General features: G+C 64.4%; 15 protein-coding genes. 5 read left to right on the forward strand and 10 right to left on the reverse strand.

Translation table 11 applies throughout. The features are described from left to right. Window positions 1-3 precede the first annotated feature (3 nt). The 5 genes from AC07XB_RS10270 to purB form a co-directional block, all read right to left on the reverse strand. The gene (locus AC07XB_RS10270; protein ID WP_492372951.1) at window positions 4-1,395 is read right to left on the reverse strand and encodes a class I SAM-dependent methyltransferase; all 1,392 of its coding nucleotides are present in this window, start codon (window positions 1,393-1,395) and stop codon (window positions 4-6) included. 416 nt (window positions 1,396-1,811) lie between these two features. Continuing rightward, window positions 1,812-2,393 carry a YceI family protein gene (locus AC07XB_RS10275; RefSeq protein WP_492829065.1) on the reverse strand — a complete coding sequence of 194 codons (582 nt, stop codon included), beginning with the start codon at window positions 2,391-2,393 and terminating at the stop codon, window positions 1,812-1,814. A gap of 67 nt (window positions 2,394-2,460) precedes the next feature. Next, window positions 2,461-3,033, reverse strand: a complete 573-nt coding sequence (locus AC07XB_RS10280) for a YceI family protein (RefSeq protein ID WP_043349502.1) — start codon at window positions 3,031-3,033, stop codon at window positions 2,461-2,463. 67 nt (window positions 3,034-3,100) lie between these two features. After that, window positions 3,101-3,691 (reverse strand): cytochrome b, encoded by a 591-nt coding sequence (locus AC07XB_RS10285; RefSeq protein WP_492372950.1) that lies wholly within the window; start codon window positions 3,689-3,691, stop codon window positions 3,101-3,103. A 255-nt stretch (window positions 3,692-3,946) separates the two neighbouring features. Next, the gene (gene purB, locus AC07XB_RS10290) at window positions 3,947-5,323 is read right to left on the reverse strand and encodes an adenylosuccinate lyase (protein WP_183035252.1); all 1,377 of its coding nucleotides are present in this window, start codon (window positions 5,321-5,323) and stop codon (window positions 3,947-3,949) included. Window positions 5,324-5,773: 450 nt separating this feature from the next. On the opposite strand from purB, the gene AC07XB_RS10295 reads away from it, so the two are divergent. Then, window positions 5,774-6,388, forward strand: a complete 615-nt coding sequence (locus AC07XB_RS10295) for a glutathione S-transferase family protein (RefSeq protein WP_174422964.1) — start codon at window positions 5,774-5,776, stop codon at window positions 6,386-6,388. 83 nt (window positions 6,389-6,471) lie between these two features. Here the strand turns inward: AC07XB_RS10295 and mnmA are convergent, their stop codons facing one another. The 5 genes from mnmA to AC07XB_RS10320 all read right to left on the reverse strand — a co-directional run bounded on the left by mnmA (window position 6,472) and on the right by AC07XB_RS10320 (window position 10,440). After that, on the reverse strand, window positions 6,472-7,572 hold the full coding sequence (mnmA, locus tag AC07XB_RS10300) for a tRNA 2-thiouridine(34) synthase MnmA (RefSeq protein ID WP_492372949.1): 1,101 nt from the start codon (window positions 7,570-7,572) through the stop codon (window positions 6,472-6,474). Then, on the reverse strand, window positions 7,569-8,072 hold the full coding sequence (locus AC07XB_RS10305) for an NUDIX hydrolase (protein ID WP_492372948.1): 504 nt from the start codon (window positions 8,070-8,072) through the stop codon (window positions 7,569-7,571). The genes mnmA and AC07XB_RS10305 overlap by 4 nt, the downstream gene beginning before the upstream one ends. Before the next feature lie 96 nt (window positions 8,073-8,168). Then, complete coding sequence (gene dapA / locus AC07XB_RS10310; protein WP_492829068.1) at window positions 8,169-9,125, reverse strand: 4-hydroxy-tetrahydrodipicolinate synthase; 957 nt, start codon at window positions 9,123-9,125, stop codon at window positions 8,169-8,171. Further along, the gene (locus AC07XB_RS10315; protein ID WP_492372946.1) at window positions 9,112-9,510 is read right to left on the reverse strand and encodes a hypothetical protein; all 399 of its coding nucleotides are present in this window, start codon (window positions 9,508-9,510) and stop codon (window positions 9,112-9,114) included. The genes dapA and AC07XB_RS10315 overlap by 14 nt, the downstream gene beginning before the upstream one ends. A 126-nt stretch (window positions 9,511-9,636) precedes the next feature. Then, window positions 9,637-10,440, reverse strand: coding sequence for a TorF family putative porin (locus AC07XB_RS10320; protein ID WP_477133073.1), 804 nt, complete (start codon window positions 10,438-10,440; stop codon window positions 9,637-9,639). 530 nt (window positions 10,441-10,970) lie between these two features. Here AC07XB_RS10320 and AC07XB_RS10325 point away from each other — a divergent pair. The 4 genes from AC07XB_RS10325 to AC07XB_RS10340 form a co-directional block, all read left to right on the forward strand. Continuing rightward, window positions 10,971-12,092, forward strand: coding sequence for a Re/Si-specific NAD(P)(+) transhydrogenase subunit alpha (locus AC07XB_RS10325; protein ID WP_150985941.1), 1,122 nt, complete (start codon window positions 10,971-10,973; stop codon window positions 12,090-12,092). Window positions 12,093-12,314: 222 nt separating this feature from the next. Further along, complete coding sequence (gene panD / locus AC07XB_RS10330; protein WP_006157598.1) at window positions 12,315-12,677, forward strand: aspartate 1-decarboxylase; 363 nt, start codon at window positions 12,315-12,317, stop codon at window positions 12,675-12,677. A 230-nt stretch (window positions 12,678-12,907) separates the two neighbouring features. Continuing rightward, window positions 12,908-13,240, forward strand: coding sequence for an NAD(P) transhydrogenase subunit alpha part 2 (locus AC07XB_RS10335; protein ID WP_045240719.1), 333 nt, complete (start codon window positions 12,908-12,910; stop codon window positions 13,238-13,240). Between the two features lie 2 nt (window positions 13,241-13,242). Then, on the forward strand, window positions 13,243-13,895 hold a 653-nt coding region (locus tag AC07XB_RS10340; RefSeq protein WP_492829073.1), incomplete at its 3' end, for an NAD(P)(+) transhydrogenase (Re/Si-specific) subunit beta.

A 13,895-nucleotide genomic window follows, 5' to 3' on the forward strand; every position in this document is an offset into this window, starting at 1 on the left:
GTTTCAGAGGATGATCGCTTCCGCGAACACATTAACCCCGGTCTGGTCGACATAGAGCTTGTGATCACGGGATTGTTCGGGCAGCAGCATACTCATCCTGGCCTCGTCGCGATAGATCAGGTACCACTCCAGCAGGTGTTCCATGCCGAATTTCTCCGGATTGTCCGAATGGACGTTGGTTACCAGCAACTGGCCGCCAGGCCGCGTACGCGCGGCAAAATAGCTCAGCAGGCGGGAACACACCTTATCGGACAGGTAGTCGAACAACCCGGCGCAGTACACCGCATCGAACTCGCGCAGCCCGGCGTCGTCCGGCGCGATCTTGCGCTTGAGCAGTTCATGTACCGATTGATGCACCATCTCCACCGACACCTTGTGCCCCGCCGAGGCGGCCGAGCTCTCGATGGAGGACTTGGTGTAGGCCAGGGTCTCCTCGCTGAAGTCGACCAGCTGGAACGACAATAGCTCCGGCTGCGGATACTCGCGCACGAAGCGCTGGATCTCGAAGGCCGGGCCGCAGCCGACATTGAGGATGCGAAACGGCCTGCCGGCCGCGCGGGCGGCATCGGCCTGGCGCGACAGGAAATCGACCAGCAGGTCGATCCGGTTGCGGTGGGCGGTCGCCACGGCCGCCTTGAGGAAGGCCGTATTGACGATCTGGAAGTAGGTGGTCGGGCCCTGCTGCGGATCGTTCAGGATCTGGTTGACCATCTCATAGTCGCCCGCATAGCCCAGCGGCTTGGTGAAGGTGCGGTAGACAAAGGGGGCGCGCAGCAGCAGTGGATGCAGGGCCGATTGCGCGTATGTGCGGTGCACCGGCGCGATCTCCGCGTCCACCTGCTCGGCCTCGCCTTCGAGCCGGTCGAGGTAGGTCTTGACCTTGAGCATGATTGGCGTGGCGAGCTCGTAGAACACGTCCTCGCGCAGCCGTCCGTCGTTCTTGGGCAGGTTCTCGGTCAGGTCGACCTGCTCGACCCAGCGCGAGACTTCCGAGAGAAACGCGCGCATTTCATTGACCACGATCTGGTAATCGCGCCGGATATTGAAGCGCGCATCCCAGTCGTTGATGAACAGTTCGGCCTCGCGCCCAACCGATTTAGGCTCATTGGGCAGGTCGCTCAGCTCGCGCCATTCATCGATCAGCGTCAGCGATACCACCGCGGTGAGGCCGGTGTTCACCAGGCTCATCACCACCGCCTTACCCAGGTAGGCGTTCTTGCTGCCCATGCGCACACTCAGCTCGCTCAGCACCTCGCTGACCTGGACGATCGAGTATGGATTGTAGATTTCCATCACCAGAGCTTTTCTCTGGAGATTGATAATTGTGCCCCGCACCTGCTCGCCCTGCGAGTTGCGGAAACTAACCACCGGATCGATTTGCGTTTGGGAGTACACGGTATTGCGCCAGAGAAATCCGAAAAACGCTGCCGGCCGCCCAGTTCAACAATGCATCATTGACTGGCCGGGTACAGCTCGTAGGGCGATGGATCGCTACGCTAGGCCAGTATCAGGGGGTACTGCTGGGATACATGTCGGTAATCGGTTGCGGGCATGGGCGTCCTGATGATGGCACGCGCGCGACTACACCCTGGTAACTGTGACTGAGACTGAAACTGAGTGAGACTGTACTGAGTAGGACTGTAACTGATTCTTAGCGGATCATTGTACTGTGGGCGTCAAGTGCAGACAACACAACCTGCGCAAGCCCACCCGCCGGGCCGGGAACAACCGGAAACCACCGAAAATAATGCAAAAGGCCGGGAATGCTCCCGGCCTTTTTAGTCGACGCTTGGTCGGCGCTTGGTCGGCCTTTAGTCCGCCTTTACGCCTTCGACCTGGATCGCCAGCTTGACCTCGGGCTTGAAGCCCATCTTCACGCCGTAGTCGATACCGAAATCGGCACGGTTGAAAGTGCCCACCGCGTCAGCACCACAGGCTTCGCGCTTGAGCATCGGATGCTGGATGCACTTGAACTCGCGGATCTCCAGCTTGACCGGCTTGGACACGCCGTGCAGGGTCAGCACGCCATCGACTTCGGTCGGCACATCGCCGTTGAACTTGGAGAACTTGCCCTTGTAGGTGGCTTCGGGGAAGGCTTCGACGTTGAACATGTCAGGGCCCTTCACGTGCTGGTTCAGCTTGCTGTTGCCGAAGTCGACCGAGGCGGGATCGATCTTGATGTCCACCGAGCCGGTCTTCGCGGCACGGTCCAGCGTCACCACGCCGCTCGACTTTTCGAACTTGCCGCGCCAGGTCGACAGGCCACCCAGGTGGTCGGTTTCGAAGCTCGGGTACGTGTGGGTGGGGTCGAGGTTGTAGATCACCGTGTTGGCGGATGCGACGCCGACGGCGGACAGGGCCGCGACAGCGGCGAGGATGGTGCGCAATTTCATGAGAGCTCCCGGCAAAAAGTTGGGGATGAACAGCAAAGGAATGGCAGGGAAGATGAGCGCCGCGCGCTTACTTCTTAGCCAAGGTCACGATACGGAATTTGATCTGGACATCGTCGGCCACGACGGAAGTGTCCTTCCATTCGCCGTCGCCGATGTTGTACACGGTGCGCTTGATCGGCAGCACGCCTTCAAACACCTGGCCACCGGCATCCTGGCGATAGCTTGCCGGAATCACGACGTCCTGGGTCTTGCCCTTGATGGTGAGCTTGCCCGCCACCTCATACTTGCCGGCGGCGCCGGCCTTGATGCTGGTCGACTGGAACACCGCCTTGGGGTACTTGGCCGCGTCGAACCAGTCGCGTCCCTTGACCTCCTTGGTGGTCTCGGCGTCGCCGATCTCGAAGCTGGACACGTCGATCTCGACCTTGGCCGAGGATGTTGCCAGCTTGGCGGGATCGAACGCGACCGTGGCGTCGAACTTCTTGAACTTGCCCTCCATCGGCACGCCGATCTGGCGGGCCGTCGCGGTGACCGAGCTCTTGGCTGCGTCGACCTGGGCCCAGGCGTAGTTGGCTGCGATGCCGGCAGTGGCCAGCGTGGCTGCCATCAGGAGCGCGCTCGGGCGGGGAATGCGTTTCATTAAAAACTCCTGTCGCTAAGAGGGCCTTGCGGCCCTCGGTCATTTGTCGGTTTGCCGATATGTCGGCTTACTTGAGGAACGGCAGCATGCGCGCCAGCGTGCCATCGCGCTCGATGAACTGATGCTTGATGGCAGCGGCCGCATGCACTACGACGATCACGGCCATCAGGTAGTTCAGCCAGATGTGGACCAGCTTGAGGATTTCCTTGATCTCATCATTCTTCTCGATCAGCGCGGGCAGCTGCCAGATGCCGAGGTAGACCACGGGAACCCCTGAAGCCGAGCTGTACAGGTAGCCCGTGATGGGCACCACCACGATCAGCGCGTAGAGCAGCAGGTGCGCCGCGTGCGCGGCCTTGGCCTGCCAGGCCGGAGTGCCCGCGGCCGGTGCCGGCGCGTGGTGGGTGGCGCGCCACAGCACGCGCAGCACGGCGATGGCAAAAACGGTCACGCCGATCCACTTGTGCCAGGAAAACAGCTTGAGCTTGAGCATCGACAAGCCCGGGATGCTGGTCATGTACAGGCCCAGCCCGAAGGCGGCGAAGATCAGCAGCGCGATGATCCAGTGCAGGCCGATCGCCGTGGCCCCATAGGCGGACGTCGGCTGCGGCGCTGCGGCAGCGCCGGCGTGGGCGCCGGCTTTGGCTTGGGAATGCATGGATAAGGACCCCTGCCCTTGCGGGCGTTTCACTATCTTTTACTGAACGGCAATTACTGCTGCTCCTTGAATTCTCGCATTATTGTGCGGCGGGCAGGTTGCGGAACGGTCTGAAATTCATGGAATCATTCAAACCATTTGAAGTGACATTTCGCCGCAGCCGGCAAGCCGTGCCTGCGCCGGCCGCCCATCAACAAAAAAAGCCATCCCCGGGGATGGCTTTTTTGCACCGCGCCGGCCAGCAGGCCGGGAACATCACACGCGTTCGGCGAGGCTGACGGCACGGCCAATATAGGTGGCCGGGGTCATTTCCAGCAGCAGCTTCTTGGCATCGTCGGGGATCGCCAGGCCGCTGATGAAGGTTTGCAGCGCCTCGCGCGAGATGCCCTTGCCGCGCGTCAGTTCCTTGAGCTGCTCATAGGGATTGGGCACGCCAAAGCGGCGCATGACGGTCTGCACCGGCTCGGCCAGCACTTCCCAGCAGTTGTCGAGGTCTTCGTCCAGGCGCTCGGGGTTGGTTTCCAGCTTGCCCAGGCCGCGCAGGCAGGCCTCATAGGCCAGCAGGCTGTAGCCGAAGGCCACGCCCATGTTGCGCAGCACGGTGGAATCGGTCAGGTCGCGCTGCCAGCGCGACAGCGGCAGCTTTTCCGACAGGTGGCGCAGCACCGCATTGGCCAGGCCCAGGTTGCCTTCCGAGTTCTCGAAGTCGATCGGGTTGACCTTGTGCGGCATGGTCGAAGAGCCGATTTCGCCGGCCTTGGTGCGCTGCTTGAAGTAGCCCAGCGAGATATAGCCCCAGATGTCGCGGTTCAGGTCGAGCAGGATAGTGTTGGCGCGGGCGATGGCGTCGAACAGCTCGGCCATGTAGTCGTGCGGCTCGATCTGGATGGTGTAGGGATTGAAGGTCAGGCCCAGACGCGTTTCGATCACCTGCTTGGAGAAGGCTTCCCAGTCGAAGCTGGGGTACGCCGACAGGTGGGCGTTGTAGTTGCCGACCGCGCCGTTCATCTTGCCCAGCAGCTCCACGCGCTGGATGCGCTCGATGGCGCGCGCCAGGCGTGCCGCCACGTTGGCCATTTCCTTGCCCAGCGTGGTCGGGCTGGCCGGCTGGCCGTGGGTGCGCGACAGCATCGGCTGGCGGGCATTGGCATGCGCCAGCTCCACCAGGCGCGCATGCACGCGTTGCAGCGTGGGCAGGATCACGCCTTCGCGGGCGCCCTTGAGCATCATGCCGTGCGAGGTGTTGTTGATGTCTTCCGAGGTGCAGGCGAAATGGATGAACTCGCTCGCGGCTTCCAGTTCGGCGTTGCCCTTGACCTGTTCCTTGAGCCAGTACTCCACGGCCTTCACGTCATGGTTGGTGACCGCCTCGATCTCCTTGATGCGCGATGCGTGGGCCTCGGTGAAGTTGTCCACCAGGGCTAGCAGGGCCGCTTCCGAGGCCGGCGAGAACTTCGGCATGTCGGGCAGGCCGGCTTGCGACAGCGCGATCAGCCAGTGCACTTCCACCTTGACGCGGTTGCGCATGAAGGCCGCTTCCGAGAGCCACTCGCGCAGCGCATCGGCCTTGGAGGCGTAGCGGCCATCGATGGGAGACAGGGCGGTGAGCGGAGAGAGCGAGGAAGAAGACATGCTGGGAGACCGGAGGGAAGAGGGAAGTGGTTACGCAAGCGTGGCCGGGCGGGCAGATTGCGCAGGCAAAATGGCCGGGCGAGGCCCTCGCGGGCCGAAGTGGCCGGTGACAAGGCCGAACCGGCCTAAAGAGGGGAAAAGACACAAAAACAGGTCCAATCCACCTCAAAAAGAGAACAATTCGGCGCAAATACCGACTGACGGCACGACGGAAAGCGGGCATTTTACCATCGCGGCCCGCGTTCTGTGGACGCGTTCGCGGGGCCGGGCAGCTCGCGCGTCTCGGCATGACGACACGGCAGGCAGGCGCCGCGCACGCCCGGCACATCCCGGACGGGGCACGGGTATACTCGCGCTCGCCGATCCGCTAGCCTGTTATGAAGTGCATCGGGCATGCCGGGGCGCGCGAGACGCGGCCGATGCACTTCATAACAAGCTCGAGGGGAGTCCATGAAGCTGTATGCATCGCAAACCAGCCCTTACGCGCGCAAAGTGCGCGTCGTGATGGCGGAAAAGAAGATCGATTACCAGATGGTCGAGGTTGACGTGTGGTCGCCGGACACCACCATCTCCCAGTTCAACCCGCTGGGCAAGGTACCGTGCCTGGTCATGGAAGACGGCGGCGCGATTTTCGACTCGCGCGTGATCGTCGAATACGTCGACACCCTGACGCCCGTCAGCCGCATGATCCCGCAAGGCGCCCGCGAACGCGTCGAGGTACGTTGCTGGGAAGCGCTGGCCGACGGCCTGCTCGATGCTGCCCTGCTGGCGCGCCTGGAACACACGCAGCGCGAGCCCGGGCAGCGCAGCGAGCGCTGGGTCCAGCGCCAGCTCGGCAAGATCGATGCGGCGGTGGCCGCCATCGCCGACGGCCTGGCCGACCGGCCCTGGTGCTCGGGCAACCATTACTCGCTGGCCGACGTGGCCGTGGGCTGCGCGTTGTCGTACCTGGACTTCCGCTTCCCGGACATCGCCTGGCGTGAGCGCCACCCGCGCCTCGCCGTATACCAGGACAAGCTTGCCAAGCGCCAGTCGTTCATCGACACGGAACCGCCGCGCGCCTGAGCCTTGCCTGCGCCTCCTGCCGCGCAACGATGAAAAAACCGGCCATCGAGCCGGTTTTTTCATCGCATCGCACTCTGCACGCCTCACCGGATGATGCCACCGCCCAGGCAGACATCGCCGTCGTACAGCACCGCGGACTGGCCAGGCGTAACCGCCCATTGCGCCTGCGCGAACGTCAGTTGCAGGGCATCGTCGCCCGCCCCTGTCACCGTGCAGGGCGCATCGCTCTGCCGATACCGCGTCTTGGCCGACAGCGTGGTGCCCACCGCCGGGCCGGTGCCCGCCACCCACGACAGGTCGGCAGCGTCGAGCGTAGGCGTCAGCAGCCACGGATGCTCATGGCCCTGCACCACATACAGCGTGTTGCTGGCCATGTCCTTGCGCGCCACATACCAGGCGTCGCCGTTGCCCGCGCGGCTGCCGCCCAGGCCGATGCCCTTGCGTTGCCCCAGCGTGTAGAACGCCAGACCGATGTGCTGGCCGACTTCCTTGCCGTCCGGCGTCTTCATCGGTCCCGGCTTGGTCGGCAGGTAGCGGTTGAGAAAATCGCGGAACGGCCGCTCGCCGATAAAGCAGATGCCGGTGGAATCCTTTTTCTTGGCATTGGGCAGGCCGATCTCGGCAGCGATCTCGCGCACGCGCGTCTTGGGCATCTCGCCCAGCGGAAACAGCGTGCGCGACAGCTGCGCCTGGTTCAGCCGGTGCAGAAAGTAGCTCTGGTCCTTGGTGTGGTCAAAGGCCTTGAGCAGCTCGAAGCGGCCCTTGCCGGCACCCACATCCACCCCCGCTTCGCGCACGCGCGCGTAGTGGCCGGTGGCGATGGTGTCCGCGCCCAGCGACATGGCGTGGTCCAGGAAGGCCTTGAACTTGATCTCGGCATTGCACAGCACGTCCGGGTTGGGCGTGCGCCCGGCCGAATATTCGCGCAGGAAGTCTGCAAAGACGCGGTCCTTGTACTCGGCGGCAAAATTGACCGCTTCCACGTCGACGCCGATGAGGTCGGCCACCGAGACCACGTCCAGCCAGTCCTGCCGGGTCGAGCAGTACTCGCTGTCGTCGTCGTCTTCCCAGTTCTTCATGAACAGGCCGATCACCTCGTAGCCTTGCTGCTTGAGCAGCCAGGCTGTCACCGACGAATCCACGCCACCCGACATGCCCACCACGACGCGCTTGCCCTGGCTCATGACAGCACTCCGCTGCCCACCACGGAAGGATGGGTGTAGAGCGCGTCGAGCGCGAAGCGCTTGCCCGCCAGGTAGTCCTCGATGCAGGCCAGCAGCAGCGGCGTGCGATGGCGCTCGGGGCAGGCGCGGATTTCGTCGGCGCTCATCCACACGGTGCGCACGATGCCCACATCGAGCTGGCGCCCGGCATCGAGCGCGCCCAGCTCGCCGGTAAAGGCGAAGCGCACATAGGTGATGTCGCCGCCCGGTCGCGCCGCCGTGCCGGCCGAGTGCGGGCGGGCCATATAGCAGCCCAGCAGCGCGCGCGGCTCGAACGTGTGCGCGGTTTCTTCCAGCGTTTCGCGGATGACGGCGTGAATCAGGCTCTCGCCCGGGTCGAGATGGCCGGCAGGCTGGTTCAGCCGCAGGCCGTCGGGGGTTTCTTCTTCCACCAGCAGGAAGCGGCCGCCGCGCTCAATTACCGCGGCAACCGTGACGCTGGCCTTCCAGTCGTGTGACATGATGCACAAATTTTAGGCAATCCGGCATTCTACCGGTTGCCGCCCTTTCACGCATCCTGCGCATCCGACGCATCCGGCGCCGCGCCCGCGCCAACGCTAGGCCAGCAGCAAAGTGCGCTCCACGTCCTCCACCGCCGGCAGCGAAGCGATCACCTGGTCCAGCCGTTCGCGCAGCGCGCGGCTGGCAGGCGCCAGTGGCCGCCTGACCTCGGAACCTGCCAGCCCGCACAATGCCAGCGCGGTCTTGACCGGGGCCGGATTGGGCTCGGAGAACAGCAGCGAGATCAACGGCGCCAGGCTCGCGAACAGCGCACGCGCTTCGGCAACGCGGCCCTGCGCCACCAGTTGCAACAACCGCACGAACAGATCCGGGCGGATGTGCGCGCAAGCCGGAACCACGCCGTCGCCACCCGCTAGCAGGTGGTCCAGCATGGCCGCGTCCTCGCCGCAGAAGACCGCGAGCCGATCGTTGCCGCAGAAGACCGCGAGCCGATCGTTGCCGGCCAGGGCGCGCAGCCCGGCCGCGTCACACTCCTTGACCGCGACGACGCGCGGATGCGCGGCCAGCCGCTGCACCAATGCCGGTGACATGTTGCAGCCGGTGCGCTTGGGCACGTTGTAGAGCATCAGCGGGCGCCAGGTGGCATCCGCCACGCGCTCGACATGCCAGGCAATGCCCTCATCGCCGGGCCGCAGGTAGTACGGCGGCGGCACCAGGTAGCCCGCCAGGTCGAAGCGGTCGAGCTGGCGCACCTGCTCGCAAACCACGCGGGTATCCACGCCGCCAACGCCAGCCAGCACCGGCAGCGCACCGTCCACCGCCTCCAGCACCGCGGCGGTAAACATCAGCCGCTCATCCCGCGTGAGCAAGCCACCCTCCCCGGTCGTGCCCAGGATGACCAGCCCATCCACGCCGCTGGCCACATAGTGCGCGGCCAGCCGCTGCGCGCAGGCCAGGTCCAGCTCGCCGCCCTGCATCGGTGTCACCAGCGGCAGCCACAACGTCGCGCGGCTGTCTTCGCGCAAGCCCGCCATCATCTCAGTGCGCGGCATGGTCTTGTCCTAGCACCGTGGTGACGCCGAACTCGGCGGCCGGCAGGGCCATCATGATGGCGTGCATGGCAGCGTCGCGGCCGCCGCGCTCGACCTCCACATGCAGCGTGGTCTCGCCATGGCGGTGGTCCACTTCCACCACATAGATGCGCGCCAGTTGCCCGATCGCGCGGTGCAGCGACTGGCGCAGCGCGAAGACCTGGCTCGACGCCACCGCCAGGCGCAGGCGGATCCAGCTGTGCGCGGTGTCCAAGCCAAGCGCGGGCGCGGCGGCCTTCGCGGCTTCGATGCCAGATGCGTCAAGGCGCGCGGTGCGGGATCCGGTGCGGGTAAGACGGCGGCGTGGCACGCAAGCAAAGGCCACGGCAAGGCTCGACTGTCGCATTTGAGCGGGACCCGCGCTGGGCGGGTCGTCTGTTGAAGATGCAACCATGCTATGCATGGCCGCCTCAAGTTGATGCAGTAATCGCCGCCGCCGCCATCAAAATGTCATCAAGATGGCGCGGCATGCTCAGAATGTCTTGGTGAGCGACGCGAAGGCGGCTGCCTTGCCGATATAGCGGCCAGGCACATTGGTGTAGACCGACTTGTTGGCGTTGGTGTCGATATAAGCGATCGCCAGCGCAAAGCCCTTGCCCAGGTCCTTGGTCAGCCCCAGCTTCCAGTCCGTGTACGAGGCGTCCGTGACATTCCTCACCTTCTGATAGCCGACGTGCGCATTGAGCGTCAGGTCCCAGACGTTCAGCGGCACATTGGCCGACAGGTCCACGTAGTAGCTGTTCTTGCTGTCGTTGAAGCCGAACAGGTTGGTCACTGCGTGCGAGTATTTCAGGAACACCGGGCCGTAGCCGATGCCGCCGTACAGCTCCGTCGTGTACGGGCGTGTGTAGCCGGCCGGATAGTCGCCGGGATAGTAGTACTCCAGCACGCCCACGTCGTAGTTCCACTCGAGCCCGCCCAGCATGATGGTGTTCTTGAAGCCGCCGTAGAAATCCATCTCGATCGGCGCCGACACCTTGGCGTTGCTGTCGCCGAGCCAGCTGATGCTGGAGTTCCAGTTGCCCACGTAGAGGCCGCTCGAATGCGTGTAGTCGAACCCGCCCTGGATCGCCGGGCGACGGTTGGACTGCATCAGGCCCCGGTAGCGATATTCGCTGGCCAGCGTGACGTTGGCCGTGAAGGTGTGCGGCGACGCGTCGGCTGCTGCGGCTGCATCGGGTGCGCCCTGCGCGAAGGCGGCCGGCGCGGCGAGAAGCGTGGCGCAAGACAGGGTAGCGAGGCAGGCATGCGAAACGTTGAAGCGAAGAGCAGTCATGGATAACTTGGCAATTGGAAGAACTTCGATCGGTGGACAGCCACGCATGAGGCGATGGCTGAAGCCACGGCGAACGTCAGGATGACAGTGGCCGCGGCGCGACCGGAACAGTACGGGCACGCGCCTAAAATCGGTGTCAAGAAAATACCGGCCCGCCAAGGGATGGCGTAAAAATCGTAAAGGGAACGTCCCGGCATGCCCTGGGATGAACCAACAGGTCCAGAGAGGGGGTGATGCGGTTGCGCAAAAGCCGACCGGCCGGTCACCACATATCGTCAGATTCCTGTAAGCTGCGAAAAAATTGTGCGCTGCGTTCGGCCTGGCCGGGCGCATGGCAGACACAAAGGGCAGACACAAAAGAGCCAAAGACGTCCGCCCGCCTAGCAGATCAGTGGCATTGTCAGAATGAGCCGAAGCGGTTCTGGTCAGGCGCGTTGCCATGTCGTAGCGGTCGTACGACAAGCTCGCGCGCCAACGCCAGAATCATTTTGACAGCGCCTCAAAGACGCCAGCAAAAGGAGAAATTGACGATGCACATCGGCATCCCGCAGGAGACGCGGGCAGGTGAGACTCGTGTCGCCGCCACCCCGGAGACGGTCAAGAAGTACGTGACCCAGGGCCATCAGGTCATCGTCCAGTCGGGAGCCGGCGTACGCGCCAGCGTGCCGGACTCGGCGTATGAGGCCGTCGGTGCCACCATTGGCACCGCGGCGCAAGCCTTCGGCGCGCAGTTGGTGCTCAAGGTCCGCGCCCCCGTCGATGCCGAGCTCGCGCTGATGAAGCCGGGCGCCGTGCTGGTCGGCATGCTCAATCCCTTCGACGCAGAGAACAACGCGCGCATGGCGGGCGCCACGCTGACCGCCTTCGCGCTGGAAGCCGCGCCGCGCACCACGCGCGCGCAGAGCATGGACGTGCTCTCTTCCCAGGCCAATATCGCCGGCTACAAGGCCGTGCTGGTCGCCGCGCATCATTACCAGCGTTTCATGCCCATGCTGATGACCGCCGCCGGCACCGTCAAGGCGGCCCGCGTGCTGATCCTCGGCGCTGGCGTGGCGGGCCTGCAGGCCATCGCTACCGCCAAGCGGCTGGGCGCGGTCATCGAAGCCTCCGACGTGCGTCCCGCCGTCAAGGAACAGATCGAATCGCTGGGCGCCAAATTCCTCGATGTGCCCTTCGTCACCGACGAAGAGCGCGAGATCGCGCAGGGCGTGGGCGGCTATGCCCGCCCCATGCCACCCGACTGGATGCGGCGCCAGGCCGAACTGGTGCACGAGCGCGCCAAGGCAGCCGACATCGTCATCACTACCGCGCTGATCCCGGGCCGCCAGGCGCCGGTGCTGCTCAAGGAAGAAACGGTGCAGGCGATGAAGCCGGGCTCGGTGGTGGTCGACCTCGCCGCGGCGCAGGGCGGGAACTGCCCGCTGACTGTGGCTGACGAAGTGGTGGAACGCCACGGCGTCACGCTGATCGGGCACACCAACCTGGCCAGCATGGTGGCGGCCGACGCGTCGGCGCTATATGCGCGCAACGTGCTCGACTTCCTCAAGCTCGTCATCGACAAGGAAGGCCAGTTCACGCTGAACCTGGAGGACGATATCGTCGCCGCCTGCCTGATGTGCAAGGACGGCCAGGTGGTCCGCGGCGCTTCCTGAAGCGGCAGCGGGCCCGCCGCGGCCCGGTCGCTTTAGAATGGGGCCAGGCGGTTCCGGCCAGGTGCACGGTAGCGCGCCTGCCGCTATCGGGCTGTACTGCCGGTGCGGCTGGCCGGGCTGGCCGATACCCAGGCTCCGGAACCATTCCAAGTGGCCCGTCAGGACTCAACCCCAGGGGCTACCCTACAAGCTCATCCAGCATCAACCAAGGACGTATCACCCATGCAACGCATCATGCTCCGCGCCAAGCTCCATCGTGTCACCGTGACACAGGCGGACCTCAACTATGAGGGATCATGCGGCATCGACGAGAATCTGCTCGAAGCGGCCGACATGAAGGAGTTCGAGAAAATCGAGCTATACAACGTCAACAATGGCGAGCGCTTCTCCACCTACATCATCAAGGGCGTGCGCGGCAGCGGCGAGATCTCGCTCAACGGCGCGGCCGCGCGGCGCGCGCACCTGGGCGACCATCTCATCATCTGCACCTACGCGCCGATGAGCGATGAAGAGATCGCCACCTACAAGCCGAAGATCATCCTGGTGGACGACAACAACGCCATCAAGGAAATCAAGAAGGTGTAAGCGGATGAGGACATCGCGCCGGGAGCCAACGCCGGTGCGATGCCCGCATCCGGCATGCGATTTTCGGATCCAGCCGTACCGTCCCCCCTGGGGTGAGGGTACCTACGCGACAGACGACAACGCGGCACCAGGCGGGGCATCGATGCAGTAGGCGCTCACAGGCGCCTGGCCAGGCAAAAGAACACGGGACAACCGCGCAGCAAGGCATTCAAGCAACGGAGGAGAAGTCGATGGAAATGGTGAACCACACGGTGATCAACCTGATCATCTTCGTGCTAGCGATCTACGTGGGCTACCACGTGGTCTGGACGGTGACGCCCGCCCTGCACACCCCGCTGATGGCCGTGACCAATGCGATCTCGGCCATCATCATCGTCGGCGCCATGCTGGCTGCCGGCCTGACCGAGGGCCCCGTGGGCCGTACCATGGGCACGCTGGCGGTCGCGCTCGCCGCGGTCAACGTGTTCGGTGGCTTCCTGGTGACGCAGCGCATGCTGGAGATGTTCAAGAAGAAGGAACCCAAGGCCAAGGCTGGCAAGGGTCATGAGGAGGGCGCCAAGTGAGCATGAACCTCGTCACCCTGCTCTACCTGCTCGCCTCGGTGTGTTTCATCCAGGCGCTCAAGGGCCTCTCGCATCCCAGCTCCGCGCGGCGCGGCAACGCCTTCGGCATGATCGGCATGGCCATCGCCGCGGTGACCACGCTGGTGCTGATCGCCAAGCTCAAGAACGAGTTCCTGGCCATCGGCGCGGGCCAGTCGTCGGTCGCCGAAGGCATGGCGCTGATCTTCGGTGCGCTGGTGGTTGGCGGCGGCATCGGTGCCTACGTGGCAAGAAAGGTCGAAATGACCAAGATGCCCGAGCTGGTGGCCGCCATGCACTCGCTGATCGGTATGGCCGCGGTCTGCATCGCGGTGGCCGTGGTGGCCGAGCCGTCGGCGTTCAGCATCACGCCGCCGGGCTCGCACGATATCCCGTTTGGCAACCGCATCGAGCTGTTCATCGGCTGCTTCGTCGGTGCCATCACCTTCTCCGGTTCGGTGATCGCCTTCGGCAAGCTGTCGGGCAAGTACAAGTTCCGCCTGTTTCAGGGCGCGCCGGTGTCCTTTGCCGGGCAGCATCTGCTGAACCTGCTGCTGGCCGTGGCCATGATCGGCTTCGGCATCATCTTCTGCCTGTCGCAGGACTGGCTGCCCTTCCTGCTGATGCTGGCGATCGC

This window comes from Cupriavidus sp. GW821-FHT02F09, from assembly GCF_059421605.1.